14 protein-coding genes are annotated in these 19417 nt (G+C 71.7%); 6 read left to right on the top strand and 8 right to left on the bottom strand.

The genetic code is table 11. The annotated features are described in order from the left end of the window. Positions 1 to 112: 112 nt before the first annotated feature. Both G443_RS14295 and G443_RS14290 read right to left on the bottom strand, forming a co-directional pair. A complete protein-coding gene (locus G443_RS14295) occupies positions 113 to 334 on the bottom strand; it encodes a PspC domain-containing protein (protein WP_026417542.1) in 222 nt (73 codons plus the stop codon). A 469-nt stretch (positions 335 to 803) separates the two neighbouring features. Further along, a complete protein-coding gene (locus G443_RS14290; RefSeq protein WP_026417541.1) occupies positions 804 to 1208 on the bottom strand; it encodes a hypothetical protein in 405 nt (134 codons plus the stop codon). A 244-nt stretch (positions 1209 to 1452) separates the two neighbouring features. On the opposite strand from G443_RS14290, the gene G443_RS14285 reads away from it, so the two are divergent. Both G443_RS14285 and G443_RS14280 read left to right on the top strand, forming a co-directional pair. Next, entirely contained in the window at positions 1453 to 2595 is a 1143-nt protein-coding gene (locus G443_RS14285; protein WP_026417540.1) for a CapA family protein, read from the top strand. 179 nt (positions 2596 to 2774) lie between these two features. After that, positions 2775 to 6506, top strand: a complete 3732-nt coding sequence (locus G443_RS14280; RefSeq protein WP_026417539.1) for a S8 family serine peptidase — start codon at positions 2775 to 2777, stop codon at positions 6504 to 6506. A 60-nt stretch (positions 6507 to 6566) separates the two neighbouring features. Here the strand turns inward: G443_RS14280 and G443_RS14275 are convergent, their stop codons facing one another. The 6 genes from G443_RS14275 to G443_RS14250 all read right to left on the bottom strand — a co-directional run bounded on the left by G443_RS14275 (position 6567) and on the right by G443_RS14250 (position 13080). Next, the gene (locus G443_RS14275) at positions 6567 to 7589 is read right to left on the bottom strand and encodes an o-succinylbenzoate synthase (RefSeq protein WP_081715222.1); all 1023 of its coding nucleotides are present in this window, start codon (positions 7587 to 7589) and stop codon (positions 6567 to 6569) included. Next, a complete protein-coding gene (locus G443_RS14270) occupies positions 7586 to 9247 on the bottom strand; it encodes a DNA repair helicase XPB (RefSeq protein WP_026417537.1) in 1662 nt (553 codons plus the stop codon). The genes G443_RS14275 and G443_RS14270 overlap by 4 nt, the downstream gene beginning before the upstream one ends. Positions 9248 to 9437: 190 nt before the next feature. Continuing rightward, positions 9438 to 10412 carry an ABC transporter ATP-binding protein gene (locus G443_RS14265; RefSeq protein ID WP_030105170.1) on the bottom strand — a complete coding sequence of 325 codons (975 nt, stop codon included), beginning with the start codon at positions 10410 to 10412 and terminating at the stop codon, positions 9438 to 9440. A gap of 2 nt (positions 10413 to 10414) precedes the next feature. After that, positions 10415 to 11242: an ABC transporter permease gene (locus G443_RS14260; protein ID WP_026417536.1), complete on the bottom strand. Its 828-nt coding sequence runs from the start codon at positions 11240 to 11242 to the stop codon at positions 10415 to 10417. Further along, positions 11239 to 12006 carry an ABC transporter permease gene (locus tag G443_RS14255; protein ID WP_026417535.1) on the bottom strand — a complete coding sequence of 256 codons (768 nt, stop codon included), beginning with the start codon at positions 12004 to 12006 and terminating at the stop codon, positions 11239 to 11241. The genes G443_RS14260 and G443_RS14255 overlap by 4 nt, the downstream gene beginning before the upstream one ends. A gap of 39 nt (positions 12007 to 12045) precedes the next feature. After that, positions 12046 to 13080, bottom strand: a complete 1035-nt coding sequence (locus G443_RS14250) for an ABC transporter substrate-binding protein (protein WP_026417534.1) — start codon at positions 13078 to 13080, stop codon at positions 12046 to 12048. Between the two features lie 938 nt (positions 13081 to 14018). On the opposite strand from G443_RS14250, the gene G443_RS14245 reads away from it, so the two are divergent. The 4 genes from G443_RS14245 to G443_RS14230 all read left to right on the top strand — a co-directional run bounded on the left by G443_RS14245 (position 14019) and on the right by G443_RS14230 (position 19202). Next, positions 14019 to 17180 carry a sensor histidine kinase gene (locus G443_RS14245; RefSeq protein WP_253860216.1) on the top strand — a complete coding sequence of 1054 codons (3162 nt, stop codon included), beginning with the start codon at positions 14019 to 14021 and terminating at the stop codon, positions 17178 to 17180. A 289-nt stretch (positions 17181 to 17469) separates the two neighbouring features. Further along, positions 17470 to 17892, top strand: a complete 423-nt coding sequence (locus G443_RS14240) for a roadblock/LC7 domain-containing protein (RefSeq protein ID WP_026417533.1) — start codon at positions 17470 to 17472, stop codon at positions 17890 to 17892. A 31-nt stretch (positions 17893 to 17923) separates the two neighbouring features. Then, positions 17924 to 18613, top strand: a complete 690-nt coding sequence (locus tag G443_RS14235) for a DUF742 domain-containing protein (protein ID WP_103055796.1) — start codon at positions 17924 to 17926, stop codon at positions 18611 to 18613. After that, entirely contained in the window at positions 18594 to 19202 is a 609-nt protein-coding gene (locus tag G443_RS14230; RefSeq protein WP_026066338.1) for a GTP-binding protein, read from the top strand. The genes G443_RS14235 and G443_RS14230 overlap by 20 nt, the downstream gene beginning before the upstream one ends. The last annotated feature ends 215 nt before the right edge of the window (positions 19203 to 19417 follow it).

The following is a 19417-nucleotide window of genomic DNA, read 5'->3' as shown; positions in this document are numbered from 1 at the left end:
CCGGGTGGGGCGCCGACCGGGCCGCGCACGGGAGTGCTCGCTGACCGCTCGCGGCGGGAGGACCCGAGCTGGTGTGGTGCCGGTGTCCTCCCAGTGCCGGTGGCGGCGGTCGTCAGTCGGTGCCCCGCTCCGGCACGAGGAGGCAACAGCCCAGGTAGAGCACGACGGCGATACCGAAGCTCGCCAGCGTGAGCACCAGGAAACCCACCCGTACCAGGGGGGTGTCGACGCCGGTCAGGTCGGAGATCCCGCCGCAGACCCCGCCGAGCATCCGGTCAGTGGTGCTCCTGCGGAACCGGCGTCGGATCCTGCTGGTGAAGTTCCCGTCAGCCATGCCACCACTCTGGCCGGGGCGCGTCGCCGATCCATCGGGGATGGCCCCGATCCCGCCCCTTGACCCCGTCCGAGGCGGATCCGGGGAACCGCCTGGTGGGGGGCCGTCCGTCATGGCGTGAGGTCGGCACCGGGCGAGGTCGAGCGGGGTGCCCCGCCCTGTCGGGGAGCGAGGCGTCCGTTCCCCGGTGGAACATGGCGGGCGAACTGGAATTCCTCGGCCGGGTCCGACGACCAGGTCAAGGTCCGCGCACGACCACGCCGAGCACCCGCCGGCCACCGCACCCCACGCCGACAACCCGCGCGACAACCACAACCCCTCCGGTGCCCTGGGTGGCGCGTCGATCTCCGGCCACGGGTTCTCCGCCCAGTTCGCGGAGCTGCTGGCCAACGCCCACTTGTCAGCCGGGGCAGGGCGGTGCTGGGCGTCGAACCCCGATCCGGGTGCTCCTCGACGCCTGAGGGGGTCCTCAGAGCAGACGGCCCGGTCTCGTCGCCTCGATGTGCCGAAGGCCCGTTCGCAGGTGACTGATCAGCTCGGTGGTCTGGCGGGGGGTGAAGGCGACGGTGATGGGGCTGCCCTCGATGCGCAGCGACAGCGTCATGTCGTTCCCGTCGGGTTCGACGACGAGGGTGACCGGCCCCTCGGTCTCGTGCCGGCACGCCACTCCGAAGCGCATCTCCGTGCTGAGCGCCTCGATCAGGTGGAAGAGGCCGCGCCACTCCAGGGTGACCGCGAACTTCGCCGTGGAGGCGAGCCGGAGATGCAGGCGGTTCCTGTCCTCGCTCAACTCGATCTGGTTCGTGCACGCCCCGTAGACAGCGTCGGTGCCGGCCACCCGTCGGTAGAAGTAGAAGCTGCGCGTCGCCGGCATCGGGTTCACCTCGCTGGTCACCCTCGGTTGCGGGCGACGGGTTGGCGCCAGTCGGTTAGGCCGTATGGGTGGTTTCAGCGTACAAAAAAATCGATCACCGGGAGATGAGGCTACCTAGAGTATTTGTAAGCGCTGTCCGAGGGACACCCGTACGGTTGGTGATGCCGGTTCTCGCCTTCAGGGCGTGACCGCTGGTGGCCCGACTGGGGCCACCTGCCGTGTGGGTGTCGGCTGGAGGACCGAGATGCGCTACCGGGTGCCGACGCTGGCACTTGCCCTGTCCCTGCTCGCGGCCGGTTGCACCGGGGGTTCACCGGTGGTGGCCCGGCCTCCCGAGCTGGACGCCGCCGGGGCCGGAGCGGCCCAGGCACCCGACGACACGTTCGTGTTGGTGGCCACCGGCGACGTCCTCGTCCACCCGGCGTTGACCGAGCAGGCGGAGCTGGACGCCGCGGAGACGGGCGAGGGGGAGCGGGACTTCCGGCCCCTGTTCGCCGGGGTCGCTCCCCTAGTGGAGGACGCCGACGTGGCACTGTGCCACCTGGAGGTGCCGATCGCGCCCGCCGAGGGCCCGTTCCTCGGCTGGCCCAGGTTCAGCGCGCCACCGGAGGTCGTCACGGGACTCGCCGCCACCGGCTACGACGTCTGCACCACCGCCTCCAACCACACGGTCGACCAGGGCGAGGAGGGGGTCATCCGCACCCTGGAAGCCCTGGATGACGCCGGGCTCGGCCAGGCGGGAGCCGCCAGGACCGAGGAGGAGGCCCTCACCCCGCTCGTCCGCGAGGTGAACGGCGCGCGAGTCGCGCACATCTCCCACACCTTCAGCTTCAACGGAGTGCCCCTCCCCGAGGGCAAGCCCTGGATGTCCAACACGCTCGACCCGGAGGAGATCCTCGCCGGGGCCCGCCGAGCCAGGGAGGCCGGCGCCGAGGTCGTGGTCGCCAGCCTGCACTGGGGTGTGGAGTACGTGCACGAGCCGACCCAGGAACAACAGGACCTCGCCGAGCTGTTGCTGGCCGACGACGCGATCGACCTGATCATCGGTCACCACGCCCACTCCGTGCAGCCGTTCGAGCGGATCAACGGCAAGTGGGTCACCTACGGGCTCGGCAACCACGTGGCCAGGCACGCGGAGCCGCGCGGCATCACCGAGGAGGGCGTGGCCGCGCGCTTCACCTTCGAGCGGGACGAGGCGGGCGACTGGGCGGTCACCGTCGCGGAGTACGTGCCGACGCTGGTCGAACTCGGCCCACCGATCCGCCTGGTGGATCTCACCACCGCCGACATCGAGGCCCCCGGTCGGGCCGAGGCGCTGGCGCGGACCGAGGAGGTCGTCCTCAGCCGGGGAGGGGCCGAGCACGGCCTCACCCGCTACGCCGGCTGAGCCCCCGGCCCCCGGCGGCACAGCCCCCGAACCTGGTGCCGGGGCCGCCCCAGGCCGGAGAGCGGCGGCTCCCCCGGTGCCACCGCCCCGCGCGTGGCCGACATCGGCCACGCGCGCAACCCCCACACCGCACGGCCTGTGTTGATGAGGACACCAGAAGTCAACCAGGAAGTGAGCTCATGGGCTTACCAAGATCGAGGATCGCCACCCTGGCCGCCCTGTGCCTGCTCGGCGCCGCGTTGGGGCCGGCCACGGCGGCGGCGTCACCGGACCGAGCGGCGGCGGCCGCCGACCCGCCTGCGACCGGGAGCCCGAGGGACGACGTCCCCGCTCGGGTGACCCTGGTCACCGGCGACCAGGTCTTCGTGCGCCGTGACGACGACGGTGCGCTCGCGGTCACCGGGGTCCGGATGGCCGAGGGCCGGTCGGACGTCGGGTACACCCGGGTGCGGCTCGACGGTCAGGAGTACGTCTACCCGCTCGACGCGCTCCCCCTCGTCGCGGCGGACCGGATCGACGAACGGCTGTTCAACGTCTCCCTCCTCGTCGACCAGGGCTTCGACGACCTCAGGTCTCCCGACCTCTCCCTGCTCGCCACGGGCGCGGACGTGGTCGGGACCTTCGCGGAGCCGGGGGAGGGCGCCGGGGTCGCCGTGACGAGGACGGTGCCCGGCCTGGACGTCAGCGCGCTCACGGCCCCCAAGGAGGACGCGGCCGCGTTCTGGGAGGAGATCCGCGACCCGGACCCCGGCGCCACCGAGTTCGCCCACGCCTCCGGTGGGCAGAAGCTCTGGCTGAACCAGCGGCTCCGGCCCACCCTCGTCGACAGCGTCGCGCACGTGGGCGCTGCGACCGCCTGGGAGGCCGGGCACACCGGGGAAGGCGTCACCGTGGCCGTCCTCGACACCGGGTACGACCCGGAGCACCCCGACCTGGTGGGCAACGTGGCGGGGGCGGAGAACTTCGTCGACCCGGATGCCCCTCCCGGCGACGGTGTGGGGCACGGAACTCACGTCGCCGCCACCATCGCCGGGTCGGGAGCGGCCTCGGACGGCGCCTACCGGGGCGTCGCGCCGGACGCGGACCTGCTGCACGGGACGGTCTGCGACGACTACGGCTGCCCCGAGGACGCGATCCTCGCCGGGATGCGCTGGGCAGTCGACTCGGGCGCCCGGGTCGTCAACCTCAGCCTCGGAGGTGGGCCGTCCGACGGCACCGATCCCCTCGCCCAGGCCATCAACCAGCTCACCGAGGAGACCGGTGCCCTCTTCGTGGTGGCCGCGGGCAACTTCGGGCAGGACCGGGCCGTCGCCTCTCCCGGCAGCGCGGACGCCGCGTTGACCGTGGGCGCGAGCACGAAGAGCGACGAGCTCGCCGACTTCTCCAGCAGGGGCCCGCGCGTCGGGGACGCCGCCGTCAAGCCGGAGATCAGCGCGCCAGGTGAGTCGATCGGCGCGGCCAGAGCCGCCGGTACCGGTGGGTTGGACGGCCTCGACGAGCACCACGTGGCCATGTCGGGCACGTCGATGGCCGCCCCGCACGTCGCGGGGGCGGCGGCGGTGCTGGCCCAGGCGCACCCGGAGTGGGACGCGGCTGAGCTGAAGGCCGCCCTGGTCAGCACGGCTCGGGAGATCGGGGGGACCACCGTCTACGGGCAGGGGGCCGGACGGCTCGACCTGGCCAGGGCCAGCGGACAGCGGGTCCACGCCGAACCGGGTGCGGTGTCCTTCGGCTCGGTCGAGTGGCCGGTCGACGAGGAGCGGACCCCGGCGGCGGAGACCGTCGTCCTGCGCAACGGTGGTGCTGGGCCGGTCGACCTGGAGCTGGACATCGTCGGCGTGGGTGGCGAGCCGCCAGCCGGGATGTTCGGGCTCTCCTCCGACTCGGTGACCGTGCCGGCCGGCGGCGAGGTGCCCGTCGAGGTGACCGTGGACCACGCGGCAGCGGGTCCGGGCGGGACCCTGGCCAGCGCGGCCCTGGTCGCCGAGGGCGACGGGGACGTGCTGGTCCGGGTCGCGCTGGGCGCGGAGGTCACGCCGGAGACCAGCTCGCTCCGCGTCGAGGCGACCGCGTACTCGGGCCAGCCGGCCGCCCTCAGCCTGAACCTCGTCCAGAGCCGCACCACCGGGGAGGCGTGGGCGACGTACCAGGATGAGGCGGTGGCCCTCCCACCCGGTGACTACCGGGTGCTGACCCTTGCCCTCGACCTCTACACCCCGCCGGGCGGTGGGGCGGGGGCCTACTGGGACCGGGTGTTCGGCATGCGGGAGGTGAGCGTCGGCACGCGGGACGAGGTCATCCGGTTCGACGGCACCGCCGCCTCGGACGTCCGGGTCCGGGTCGAGGACCCCGCCGCTCGTCCCCTCGGCGGGATGTTCGCCGAGACCGGGATCATCTCGGAGGCCGTGGCCGATGGCGACTCCGTGCTGATGAGCTGGTCGACCAACGGCCGCGAGCACGTCCTGCCCAGCGGGCCGGCCGACGGCCTCGCGCTGTTCCACACCGCCCACTTCGGCAGCCCTGAGCTGTTGTTCTCCGTGGGAGACGAGGACGCCCTCGAACTCCAGCCGCAGATCTTCGGCCTCGGCGAGCTCCAGGAGCCGCTGAGCGCCCCGCTCGTGGACGTGGGGGACGGCGCCGAGCTCCCGGACGTCGACGGGGCGGTCGCGGTGCTGGACCTGCCGGACGCCGGGTACGACGCGCTCGCGGAACGCATCGGGGAACTCGTCGCCGCCGGGGCGAGCGCGGTGTGGACCACCGGCTACCCCGAACCCGGGTCGACCTGGGACATCCCGGTGCTGGGCGGGTACGGCGTGGAACTGTTCCAGATCCGGGAGCGCATCGCCGCCGGAGCGGACGAGGCGACCCTCACCCCGCGTGACGCGTCGGCCGCCGCCTACCTGCTGCACGACGAGGTGCGGGGCGGGCTGCCCGACGGCCACGAGTGGTCCTACACCCCGGACGATCTCGTCGAACTGGCGCTGCGGGCGCACTCCGTGCGGGACGCGGAGCACCGCACGAGCGTGGTGGCCATCCACGAGCGGGGCGACCTCGTGTTCGGCGCGGAGGCCACCGTGCCGGCGGGCACCGAACAGCGCGCCTTCGTCACCCCGGGGCCGTGGTCCTTCGAGTACTCGGTCAGCACCGACATCATGGATCCGGTCGGGGTCCACATCACCGGCACCGAGGACTACCAGCCGGGCGGCTCGTACGCGCTCGACCTGCTGCGCGGCCCGTTCGGTCCTCGCCTGACCGGAGTCGGTACCGACCCGTTCACCGGACGGGAGGTGCCCTTCGTGGCGAGGACCGGGGACAGCCTCCGGGTGAACCTCCCGATGCTCCAGGGCCAGGACACCGGCGCCCGGGGGATGGTCTTCCCGAACGACTACACGGGGGAGACCGTCCTGAGTTCGGCCGGCACCCAGGTGGGCCGCAACGACTTCCCCGGGATGGGCACCTTCCTGCTCGACCCGGAGGAACGGGAGTACCGGCTGGCGGTCAGCGCCACGCGGGACCTCCCCGGGATCGCGGTGGGCACCGAGGTGCGGAGCGAGTGGACCTTCCCCAGCGCGCGCACCGGGGACACCACGCCGCTCCCGCTCCTCGGGTTCGCCTACCGGATCCCGCTCGACCTGGAGAACGCCGCACCGGCCGGCGCCGAGTTCACCTTCGGCCTCGGCGTCCACCGGCAGGAGGGGTCGGACGGGGAGGGCACGGTCGGAACGCCGTCCGTCGAGTACTCGGCGGACGGCGGGGAGACCTGGTCGGCGGCCCTGGTCGAGGCAGACGGCCCCGAATGGCTGGTCAGCCTCCGGAATCCCGGATCGGGCGTGGTCGCCCTGCGCACCACGGCCAGCGACGGGGGCGTGACGTACACGGAGACCCTGCCTGACGCGTACCGGCTGCGCTGAGCCGGTGCCCCCGCCCGCCGCGCCCTCGGCGGGCGGGGGTGCGTCGGCTGCCCGCCGCGATCAGCGTCGCCGGGACTCCTCGGCCAGCGCGGCGACGCGGCCGAGCCGGTCGACCCACCACCGCGCCGTGGACGCGTCGGCCCAGGGGAACCCGGCGTCCGCTGGTCCCACCTCCGGGGAAGCGCGGGGCACCGGCAGCCACCCGCCGGCCGGGACGGGGCCGTCCGAGGTGACGTCCGAGGTCAGCAGGGAGCCGGTGCCGAGCCCGCAGGCGAAGTCCAGCTCGGGGAGCGCGCCAGCCAGCGCGACCCCGGCGGACAGGCCAACGCCGCTCTCCAGGGCGGAGGACACCACGCAGGGCAGTCCGCAGGCCTCCGCCACCGCGAGCGCCGCCCGCACCCCGCCCAGCGGGGCGACCTTGAGCACCGCCACGTCGGCGGCACCGGCCACCGCCACCGCGAGCGGGTCGGCCGCCCGGCGGATCGACTCGTCCGCCGCGATCCGCACCCCCCGCTCCACGACCCGACCGCGCACCTCGGCGAGCTCCGAGACGGTGCGGCACGGCTGTTCCACGTACTCCAGGCCGCCGGCCGCGCGGTCGAGGACGGCGATGGCCCCGACGGCCGCGTCGACCTCCCAGGCGGCGTTGGCGTCCACCCTGATCGCTCCCGCCGGCCCCAGGGCGTCGCGCACCGCCGCCAGCCGGTCCGCGTCCTCGGCGAGGGACGACCGGGGGTCGGCGACCTTGACCTTCGCCGTCCGGCACCCGGAGGCCCGGACCAGCCGGTGCGCCTCCGCCGGGGGCACCACCGGAACCGTGCAGTTGACGGGCACCCGCTCGCGCAGCGGCCCCGGCCACCCCGAGGTGGCCGCCTCGACCGCGCTGAGCAGCCACGGGACGCACTCCTCGTCCCCGTATTCCCGGAAGGGGGAGAACTCGCCCCAACCGGCGGGGCCGCGCAGCAGGACGCCCTCGCGGACCGTGATGTCCCGGAACCGGGTCCGCATCGGGATGGCGTAGACCCTGGCCAGCAGGTCGTCGACGGCACCAGGAACGCGGACGGCCGTGCCGCCGGTCGTCACCCCACCTCCGGCAGCGCCGGGCCGAGCAGGTCGTCGGCGTCCACGATCCGGTAGGCGTAGCCCTGTTCGGCGAGGAACCGCTGCCGGTGCGCCGCGTAGTCGGTGTCCAGGGTGTCCCGGCTGACCACGGAGTAGAAGTGCGCCTGCCGCCCGTCACCCTTCGGTCGCATCACCCGGCCGAGGCGTTGCGCCTCCTCCTGCCTCGACCCGAAGGTCCCCGACACCTGCACCGCGATGCTCGCCTCGGGCAGGTCGATGGAGAAGTTGGCGACCTTGGACACCACCAGCGTGCGCAACTCGCCACGACGGAAGGCGTCGAACAACGCCTCCCGCTCCTTGTTCTTGGTCGCGCCCTGGATGACGGGGGCGTCCAGGGCGGCTCCCAGTTCCTCCAGCTGGTCGAGGTAGGCGCCGATCACCAGGGCGGGCTCGGTGCCGTGCCGGTCGAGGATCGCCCTGACCACCGGGATCTTGGTGGCGGCGGTGGAGCACACCCGGTACCGCTCCTCGGCCTCCGCCGTCGCGTAGGTCAACCGTTCCGACTCGGTCAACGTCACCCGCACCTCGGTGCAGTCCGCCGGCGCGATCCAGCCCTGCGACTCGATGTCCTTCCACGGCGCGTCGTAGCGCTTCGGTCCGATCAGGGAGAACACGTCGCCCTCCCGCCCGTCCTCGCGGACCAGGGTGGCGGTCAGTCCGAGGCGACGGCGGGACTGGAGGTCAGCGGTCATCCGGAACACCGGAGCCGGCAGCAGGTGCACCTCGTCGTAGACGATCAGGCCCCAGTCCCGGGAGTCGAACAGCTCCAGGTGCCGGTACTCGCCCTTGCTCCTCCGGGTGATCACCTGGTACGTGGCGATGGTGACCGGTCGGATCTCCTTGCGTTCCCCCGAGTACTCGCCGATCTCCTCCTCGGTCAGGGAGGTGCGGGCGATCAGTTCACGCTTCCACTGCCTCCCGGCGACCGTGTTGGTGACGAGGATGAGGGTGGTCGACTTCGCCCGGTCCATCGCGGCCGCTCCGACCAGGGTCTTGCCAGCCCCGCACGGCAACACCACCACGCCCGAGCCGCCCGCCCAGAAGGCGTCCGCGGCCTGCCGCTGGTAGTCGCGCAGCTCCCAGCCGTCCTCCTCCAGAGTGATGGGATGCGCCTCCCCGTTGACGTAGCCGGCGAGGTCCTCCGCCGGCCACCCGACACCGAGCAGCACCTGCTTGAGCCGGCCGCGCTCACTCGGGTGCACCACGACGGTGTCGTCGTCGATGCGGGCACCGAGCATCGGCGCGATCTTCTTGTTCCGCCGCACCTCCTCCAGCACGGCGCGGTCGAAGGAGACCAGCACCAGCCCGTGCACCGGGCTGTTCGTGAGCTGGAGCCGGCCGAACCGGCCCATCGTGTCGACGACGTCGACCAGCAGCGGCTGCGGGACCGGGTACCGCGAGAAGCGGACCAGGACGTCGACCACCTGCTCGGCGTCGTGTCCCGCCGCCCTGGCGTTCCACAGCGCGAGCGGGGTGATCCGGTAGGTGTGCACGTGCTCGGGGGCACGTTCGAGTTCGGCGAACGGCGCGATCGCCAGTCTGGCCTCCTGCGCCTGCTCGTGGTCGACCTCGAGCAGCAGCGTCTTGTCGGACTGGACGATCAGTGGACCATCGGTCACGGATTCAGCGCTCCTTCCGCTGGCTGGGCCGTCCACCAGTGTCCCACCGGCGGAGGGGTGCTCGGGCCGGGTGAGGGCGCGGGCCGGTGGGCGGGACGTGGCGAGGGGTGACCGGGTCGCGCGCTCGGGGAGGACGCGGAACGGGGCGCCCCGGCGGTGCCGGGACGCCCCGTTCGGGCCGACGACGGGTTCAGCGCGGTCGCTGGACGGTGACGCCGCGCTTCTTCTTGGTCTTCATGTGCTTCTTGCGGCCCTTGCCGCCGGCGCCGTTGCGGCGGTTCTTCGGGGCCGTCACGGTCCGCTGGCCCTTCGGGGTCCCACCATCGGCGACGTGGACGCCCTGGTCGCCCGTCCCGGCTGCCTCCGAGGTCACCTGGGGCGCGGAGCGCGTGGCCGGCTCCTTGCCGTGCAGCAGCCGGGCCACCTCGCTCCGGAGGGAGACGAACGCGTCGGACTCGCGGGTGGTGATCTGGTCCCGCACCGGGGGCAGGTCGACGGGCAGCTCGGCCACCACCGTCGCGGGGGGCTTGGACAGCACCAGCACCCGGTCTCCCAGGTACACGCTCTCGTCGATGTCGTGGGTGACCAGGAGCACCGTGGCGTTCAGCTCACGCCGGACCCGCAGCAGCAGGTCCTCCAGCTCGAAGCGGGTCTGGGCGTCCACGGAGGCGAACGGTTCGTCCATCAGCAGCAGGGAGGGCCGGCAGGCCAGCGCCCGCGCGATCGACACCCGCTGCTGCATCCCACCCGACAGCTGCCAGGGGTACTTCTTGCCGGCCTTGCCGAGGCCCACCCACTCCAGGGCCTCGGCGGCCCGGCTGGCCCGGTCGTCGGCGGACACCCCGCGTGAGCGCAGGGGGAACTCGACGTTGTCCCGCACGGTGAGCCAGGGGAAGAGCGAGCGGCTGTAGTCCTGGAACACCACGGCCAGGTCCTCCGGCACCCCGGCGACGGTCTCGCCCTTGAGCCGGACGGTCCCGCCGGTGGGGGTGTGCAGGCCGGCGATGGCCCGCAGGAGGGTGGACTTCCCGCAGCCGGACGGGCCGACGATGCAGGTCAGCTCCCCGGTCTCCACGGTGAAGGACAGGTCGGAGATCGCCGTGTAGGCCGTGTCACCCGATCCGTAGGTGTGGCCGAGGTCGGAGACCTCCAGCATGGTCGTCATCGTCATCCTCCTGCCTTGGCCGTCGCGGGGGCGGCCTCACGCTTGGGTTGCCAGCCGAGCATCCGCCGCTCCAGCGCGAGCAGCGCGTTGTTGAGCAGGTAGCCGAGCGCCCCGAGCAGCACCAACCAGGCCCACATCGTGTCGAAGGAGAAGGTGTTCTGCGACAGCTGGATGCGGTAGCCGATGCCGTGGTTGGACGAGACGAGCTCGGACATCACCATGAGGATCAGCGAGATGGCCAGGCTGGTCCGCAGCCCGGCGAAGATCTTGGGCAGGGCCGCCGGGAAGACGACCATCCTGATCCACTCGGTCCGGGAGATCCGGAAGGACCGCGCGGTGTCGGTCTTGACCCGGTCGACGGACCGGGCGCCGTCCACGCTGTTGAGCAGGACCGGCCACAGCGCGCCGAAGACGATGGTGGCGATCTGCATCTGGGCGCCGATGCCGAAGGCGACCATGAACACGGGGATCAGCGCCGGGGGCGGTACGGACCGCAGGAACGTCACCAGCGGGTTCAGGTACTCGTAGGCGATCCTGGACCGGCCGAGCGCGAGCCCGAGCGAGATGCCCACCACCGCGGTGATCAACCAGCCGCCCAGCGCCCTGGCGAGGCTGGGCAGGATGTCCTCGTAGACGGTGTCGGCGAGGAAGAGCTGGGTGGGCTCGGCCACGAACCACAGCTCGGCGCAGAACTGGACGATCTTCGACGGGGGTGGGAAGAAGACGCTGTCGGAGATGCGGGTGACGATCTCCCACACGACCACCGCGCCGGCGAACACGAGCCAGCGTTCGAGGAAGCCGAGGGCCCGGCGTCGCGGTTGCTCGCTCATCGGGCCTCCTGGGCGATCTCGTTCCAGCCGAAGAGCCGCCGTTGCAGCCATTCGAGCCCGTAGTTGCTGAGCAGACCGATGACCCCGGCGACCAGCGTGCCGGCGAGCACCAGGTCCATCTGCCGGATGCCCTGGCTGACGCCGAGCATCCAGTACCCGATGCCGGCGGTGCCGCCGCCTCGGAGTTCGACGCTGATCACCAGGATCAGGGCGATGGACGCGGAGATGCGGACTCCGGTGAAGATGAAGGGCAGGGCGTTGGGCAGTGCCACCCTGGTCATGATCGCCGCTCGGCCCAGGCCGAAGGAGCGGGCGGTCTCGACGTACATCGGTTCGAGTTCGTCGAGCGCGTAGATGGTGTTGAACAGGATCGGCCAGAGCGCGCCGAAGACGGCCAGGCTGATCTTGGTTTCGGGGCCGTTGCCGATGAGCACGATCAGCAGCGGGATCAGGGCCACCGGTGGCACCGGCCGGATGAACTCGACCAGCACCTTGGTGGCCCGCCGGACGGCGGGGTAGCTGCCGAGCAGCAGGCCGAGGGGGACGGCGATCCCGGTGGCGACGGCGAGGGCGATCAGCCAGGCGAGGACGGTCGCGATGATCTCGCGGAGGAACTCCTCGGTCGCCAGGAGTTCTCCCAACCGCGCGAAGACCATCGAGACCGGGGGGAAGAGGTTCTGCGGCGCGAACCCGGCGTGCCCGGCGGCCTCCCAGAGGAGGAGGAAGCCGGCCACGCCGATCGCGCCCCTGAGCGCTGAACGCATGAGGTGTCAGTCCGTCGTGGTGTGATCAGTGAACGGCGATCAGTCCTCGGGGAGCGGGACGATCATGTCCTCCACGTCGATCGGCTCCTCGATGAAGGAGAACTGCGACATGAGGGTGGCCACCCGCTGGATGCGCTCGGCCTCCAGGGTGGTCGGGAAGGCGCCGAAGTTCAGGACGGAGACGATGTCCTCCTCGATGCCGGCGACCTCGGGCAGGATCTGCTCCAGCTCGCCCTGGTCCACCAGCGCTTCGGAGGCCCGCACCAGCGCGCGCTGGAACGCGGCCACGGTCCTCGGGTTCTCCTCCGCGAAGTCCGCGCTGACCACGTACCCGCCCAGTGGCCACTCGGCGGTCGGTCCTTCCGCGGCGTCCAGGACCTTGAACGCCCCGTACTCCATCGCGGCCTGGGTCAGGAACGGTTCCGGGAGGAGGGCGGCCTTGATGTCGCCGTTGGCCAGGGCCGTGGGCAGGTCGGGCATGGCCATCTGCTGCCAGTTGACGTCGTCGTAGGCGACGTCGACGCCGTTGGAGGTCATGGCGGAGATGGAGAGCAGGTCGGCGAGGCTGCGTTCGGCGTTGATGCCGATGCTGACGTCGGCGAGGTCCTCGGGCGTCTCGACCCCGGAGTCGGGCACCGTCATGATCGCCACGTTGTCCTCGAGGGCGGTGTACGCGTCCCCGACGATCTTGAGGTCGGCGATGCCGGAGGCCTGCGCGGCCATGAAGGCGACGTGGCTGCCGTAGGTGAAGTCGAGCGATCCCCCCGCGAGCGAGGCGATCGCCTCGGCGCCGCTGGTGGTGCGCTCCGTGGTGACGTTCAGGCCCTCGTCGGCGAAGTAGCCGTTCTCGTCGGCGTAGAAGATGGGCGCCACGTCGATGATCGGGTTGTAACCGATCGTGATGTCCGACTTCTCAACCTGGCCCCCGCCCTCGGCGGCGCTCTCGTCCGCTCCGCTGGACCCGTCGAGCAGGCCGCAGCCGCTCAGCAGGGCAGTCAACGAGAGAGCGGTGCCCACCGCGGCCACCCGTACGGGCCGCGACGTGGGCGCCGTCCACCGGTTCGGTCGAACCATGTGATGCTCCTTGATGATGTGAGAGGACTTCGGCGAAAGTGGCGATTCGCCTGGCCGGCCGGGCGACAAGCGTCAGAGGCGTCACTATCCGTGCTCGGTTGATCGCCATTAGATCACTCGATTACTTCGCTTAGGTGAGCGAACGATCCCGTTTTGCGCTACTTCAAGTAACTTTCTGATCAACTTGCCAAATCGATAGTCCGACTGGTGGTACCCGCACTGCTCGAATGTCGGAGTGGTGCTTGCTCGGTCGCGGGGCGTGGTCGACGTCCGGGGGTGGATCTCCGGAGCGCGCTGACGTCGTGCCGTGGCCGAGGGGTGAGCGGATCGCGATCTTCCCGCATGTCGGAGTGGCCGACGCCACTGCCGCCCCGGTGTCCGAAGTAGAGTGCGGGGACCGAGGGTCGCCGTCGCTCCGGTCGGGAGGTGACACCGCTCGCCCGGGCGGCGAGGGCCGGTGGTCCGGCGTGCCGGCGGGCCGTTCGCCGCCGGGTCGGCGTCGCGATGCGGACATGGCCTCATCTCTGGGAGTGTGCTCGCCTTGGCAAGACACGAGACACCCTAAACGGGGGCATTACTGGAAACAACCGGTAGTTTTTGAGACGATGCCAACCCAATTGGGTGGTCTATCGGGGGATGTCCGGCGTGGCGACTTGCGCTGCGTGAGTATAGTGGCGCGGCGACGCTCGTTGCCTTCACGAACATGACGGGGCCGAGGCGTCGCGAGTCGATCAGGGAGTGGGATGGCAGGGGTCCGGCCGCTTCGGCTGCGCGCAGCGGGAGGGCCAGGGGCTCCGGCGCAGCCGCGGGGCCGACCGGTCGCGGTGCGGGGGCCGTGGCACTCCTGCCAGCGGCACCGAGGCTGCTCCCGGATCCCGGAACTCGTCGACGCTCGACTCCGCTCCCTCTGTCACCCCGAGTTGGAGGATTAACTAGCCGTGCCAGGTCAGAAGGCGTCCTCCGGGATTGATGCCGCCGCTGACGCCGACGAGGCGCGCGGTGCGGAAAGCGACGGCCGCCCCAGTGCGGTCGGTCAGCAGGGCGCAGCGCGCGACTCCGGCGTCGAGCCAGCCGAGGACAACGCGAACGAGGTCGCGTTGTCCCCGAAGCGCAGTGGCCGCTGGCGGCTCCAGAACTGGAAGGTCCGCAACAAGCTGATCGTCATCCTGCTGGTGCCCACCCTCGCGGCGGTGGTGCTCGGCGGGTTCCGAGTCCTCGACCAGCTGCGCGCCGCAGACACCTACGCGTTGGTCGTGCGCAGCGTCGAACTGTCCCAGCGGATCACCGGTCTCGCCCACGAACTCCAGCGTGAACGCGACCTGGCCGCCGTCTACATCGCCAGCGGCCGGGAGCGCAACGACGAGTCGCTCACCGAGGTCATGGGGCAGGTCGACTCCGCCGTCGCGAGCTTCGACAGCGCCGCCGGCGTGCTGGCCACCGACACCGCCTCGGTGCAGTCCGCCCTCGACCGGGCCCAGTACCGCCTGGGCACGCTGGGCGTCCTGCGGGAACGGGCGGTGCTGGGCTCCCAGTACCCGCACGTGGCCGTCATCACCACCTACACCAGCATGATCGACACGCTGTTGCAGCTCAACCGGGAGCTCGCGGCGAGCGCGGCCGACACCGAGGTCAGCTCCACCTTCCGTGGGACCGAGGCGGTCGCCAGGGCCAAGGAACAGATCGCCATCCAGCGGTCGGTGCTGCTCACCGCCGCGCAGGAGGGTTCCTTCGTCACCGGGCAGACCGACGTGGTCTCCCGGGCCAGCGCCCAGTACGCGGCGGCGCTCACCGAGTTCCAGAACACCGCCTCGGTGTCGGAGGCGAACTTCTACGCCGACACCGTCACCGGTCCGGAGGTCGACCTGAGGAGCCGCCTGCTCCAGCAGGCACTGGCCAGGTCGGGCGGTGAGGGGGGCCTCGGCATCCCCGTCGCCGAGTGGAACCAGGCCGCCGCCACCACGCTCGACCTGATGCGCCAGGTGGAGGACGGCCTCCAGGGCCAGCTGCACGGCGAGGCCGAGCGGTTGGCCGGCGACGTCCGCACCGCCGCCTACCGCGACGCCGGTCTGGTGCTCGGCACCCTGGTGCTCGCGCTGGTCCTGATGACCGTCGTCCTCCGGTCGATGCTGAGCCCGCTGCGGACGCTGCGGACGACCGCGCTGGACGTGGCCCACGAGCGCCTGCCGGCGGTCATCGCCCAGATGCGGGACACCGACAACGAGATCCCGAAGGTCTCCGTGCCCGCCGTGGACGTGCACACCCGCGAGGAGATCGGTCAGCTGGCCCGCGCGTTCGACGCGGTGCACAACCAGGCGGTCCGGCTGGCCGGTGAGCAGGCCCTGCTCCGGGCGAACGTCAACGCGATGTTCGTCAACCTCTCCCGCCGCAGCCAGACCCTGGTGGAGCGGCAGCTGGGCCTGATCGACCGGCTGGAGCGCGACGAGCAGGACCCGGACCAGCTGGCGAACCTCTTCGAGCTGGACCACCTCGCGACCCGTATGCGCCGCAACAGCGAGAACCTGCTGGTCCTCGCCGGCACCGACACCACCCGGCGGATGGCCAAGCCGGTCCCGGTCGGCGACATCCTGGGCGCGGCGGTCTCCGAGGTCGAGCAGTACGCCAGGGTCACCGTCTCCAGCACGCCCGAACTGCTCGTGCAGGGCCGTGCCGTCAACGACCTCGTCCACCTCATCGCCGAGCTGCTGGACAACGCGACCGCGCTGTCCGACCCGAGCACGAAGGTGACGGTGCGCACGGCGCACAGCCGCAAGAACGAGCTGATCATCGAGATCACCGACCGCGGTGTCGGTATGCCGGACGAGGAGCTCTCGGCGGTCAACGAGCGGCTGGCCAACCCGCCGCGCGTCGACGTCGGGGTCTCCCGGCGGATGGGTCTGTACGTGGTCGCCCAGCTCGCCAAGCGGCACGAGATCCGCGTCCGGCTGCGCAGCGAGTACCTGGAGGGCGGCATCATCGCCCTCGTCGTCGTGCCAGCCGCGCTGGTCGTCCGGCCGTCCTCGGTGCGGGGAACCGCCGCCGGTGCGCTCGCCCCGCCGCCCGGTCCGGCCCAGCCGCCCGCCGCGGTCGTCAGCCAGGGTGGTGCCGCCGACCCGGCTTCGGTGCCAGCGCTCCCGCCCGGCGGCGACGCCGAGGACGAGTACGAGTACTACGACGAGATGGAGGAGCCGGCGTCGCCGGCGCTGAACAACCTCGACAGCGGGGTGTTCGACGCCAGCGCGGTGCAGGACGCCGGCACCACGGCCACCGCCAGCACCAGCTCCTTCTTCTCCCCGGCTCCGGAGAACCAGGCGGCCGAGCAGCCGGCGCCGGCTCGCCGCCCCGACCGCGGCGCCGACTTCGCCAACCGGCTGTCGGGCGCCCGCCCGGTCGGGCCGGAGGACACCGCCCACTTCAGCCCGACGGACGTCGACGACGCCCAGGGCAGGGCCGAGGAGCCCGAGGGCGCGGACGACGACTGGGCCGACGCCCAGGAGGCGCTGGGGGCATCCCAGGAGGCGCCGGCCGCCCCGCCGGCCAGGCCGGTCGACCGCCCCGCGCGGCAGGCGGCCCAGGCCGGGAAGCGGCAGGCGCCCGAGGAGGAGAGGGACCCGAACGCGGACCTCGACGCCCCCACCGAGCGGCTGCCCATCTACGAGGAGGTGCTGTCGCAGTGGTTCCAGCCGGAGGACCCGGACGCCGCTGACGACCAGCCCGCCGAGGAACCCGCCCCCGCCCCGCAGGCGCAGGCGCGGCAGCCCGCTCCCCGGCCGGCCGCCGGCAGGGACCAGGCCGCACCGTCCGGCAACGACCACCGTGGTCCTCGGCCGCTGCCCAAGCGGCCGGACCGGTCCGCGCCGACGGAGATCGTGCGACGGCCACGCCCCGCCGACCGGCCCGCCACCAGGGAGCCGGAGCGCCCCAGGAGACGCCCCCGCCCGCACCACCGGTCGCCGAGAGCGCTCAACCGGAGTCGACCGGTCAGCACAGCTGGCGTTCGGCCGGCGACGAGGGGTGGGAGGCCGCCAAGACCGTGCTCAACCAGAGCCCGGAGGACACGACGACGGCGGGGCTGCCCAAGCGGGTGCCCAAGGCCCAGCTGATGCCGGGCTCGATCGCTCCGAAGAAGGACAAGTCCAAGACCCCACCGAGGGTCAAGCCGTCCGAGCAGTCCCCGAGGAGCACCGCTTCTGGAACGGCACCCGCCCCCGCGTCGACCGGGCAAGAGCGCTTCGGCCCCGTTCGCTCGGCCGACTCGATCAGAGGCAGGATGTCCAACTTCCAGCAGGGACTGCGGCGTGGCAGGCACCATAGGGTCGAGACCCTGGTGAACACCGGCCCGTCCGCAGCACAATCACACCAGTCCACCGGCCGTCACGACGAGGAGCAGGAGTGACCGCTTCCGCCCAGCAACCAGGCAGCTTCGGTTGGTTGATCACTGATTTCGTACGGCGTGTCCCCGGCGTCGCCCACGCGGTGGTCGTCTCCGCGGACGGCCTCCTACTCGCGGGTTCACACGGCCTGCCCCGGGACCGGGCCGAGCAGCTCTCCGCGGTTGCCTCCGGCCTGATCAGCCTCACCCAGGGCGCCGCCCGGGTCTTCGACGCCGGTGAGGTGGCGCAGACCGTGGTGGAGATGGAACAGGGCTTCCTGTTCCTGATGTCCATCAGTGACGGCTCCTGTTTGGCTGTCCTGGCGGCACCGAACTGTGATATCGGTTTGGTGGCCTACGAGATGACATTGCTCGTCGAGCGGGTCGGGGCCCAGCTCACGCCAGAGCTACGAGCCCAGTTGCAAGGTGCTACCCGCAGGTGACCTCGCAGGTGAACTTACGGAGTGATCGGTGATGACCACTGACCCTGGTTCCGGTGACGGACGTGCTGGCGACTGGGCCAGCCGCCTCGACCTCGATGGCTTCTACGGACGATCCCATCACCGGGACCGGGCCGAGCGGCACCACCGGGACGAAGACGTCGACTACCTCGTCGGAGACCCGGACCGCGCGCTCTTCGGTGGACCTGGCGCCGATTTGCTCGGCACGAGCATGTCCGACAACTATTCCGACGGTTACGCCGGGGAGTACGCCGACCGCGGCTACTCCGACGGCTACCAGGCCCCGCCACCGGTCGACGAGACCGAGCAGAGCTGGCCGGAGTACGAGCACGACGACGAGGAGAGCCGGGATCCGCTGGTGGAGACCGGTTCCCTCGTCCGCCCCTACGCCAGGACGGGCGGGCGGACCCGCCCCGATTATGATCTTCCCATCGAGGCGTTGGTCTCCACCAGCGATCGTGGCCGCGAGCAGCGGACCGCGGCGCTGGCCGAGCACCGGTCGATCTGCGGTCTGTGCACCGAGACCCGGTCGGTGGCGGAGATCGCCGCGCACCTCCGGTTGCCACTGGGCGTGGTCCGGGTGCTGATCGGCGACATGGCGAGTCTGGGGCTGGTCCTCGTGCACAACAGCGGCCTGGTGACGGGTGACGGGCCGTCTCTCGCGTTCCTGGAAAGGGTGTTAAGTGGGCTTCGCAGGCTTTGATCCCCAGCGGAATGCGGAACAGAAGCAGGCGACCACATCCACGAAGATCGTCGTGGCCGGAGGGTTCGGCGTCGGCAAGACGACCTTCGTGGGCTCGGTCTCCGAAATCGTGCCGCTGACCACTGAAGCTGTCATGACGGAAGCCAGCGTGGGGGTCGACGACCTGACCGCGACGCCGGGGAAGGTGACCACCACGGTCGCCATGGACTTCGGCCGGGTCTCGCTGGACAGCGACCTGATCCTGTACCTGTTCGGCACGCCCGGCCAGCACAGGTTCTGGTTCATGTGGGACGACCTCGTGAAGGGCGCCATCGGCGCGATCGTGTTGGTCGACACCCGCCGGCTCGCCGACGCGTTCGCCTCGATCGACTTCTTCGACGACCGGGAGCTGCCCTACGTGGTGGCGGTGAACTGCTTCGACGGCATGTTGCACCACCGGATCGAGGATGTGCGGGAGGCGCTCACGATCGACGAGAACGTGCCGATCGTGACGTGTGACGCGCGCAACCGCGACTCGACGAAGCAGGCGCTGATCACGCTGGTCGAGCACGCGATGCGGCAGCGGCTGGCCGTGCACAGCGGCAGCTGAGGCACACCGGTGGCCGTGGCGGGTGCCGCCGGCGGCCATCGTTCCGGCAGTCCGGGTGGGGCCGCTGCCGGCTGAGAAGAGAGGTGGACCCGGGCCAGGAGGGAGTCGTCGGGGGCTCCCGGTCCGGGCCGATGGGCGGAAGCGGCACGAGTCCGACCGCGGACGCGGTGCCACCGCCGCGCCGGCAGCCCACCACCGGGGCGGACCCTCCGGGC

Origin of the sequence: Actinoalloteichus caeruleus DSM 43889 (genome assembly GCF_000429185.2) — a bacterium.
GTDB lineage: Bacteria > Actinomycetota > Actinomycetes > Mycobacteriales > Pseudonocardiaceae > Actinoalloteichus_B > Actinoalloteichus_B caeruleus.
Note: the sequence above shows the minus strand (reverse complement) of the source record. Positions and strands in the feature narration are given on the sequence as shown.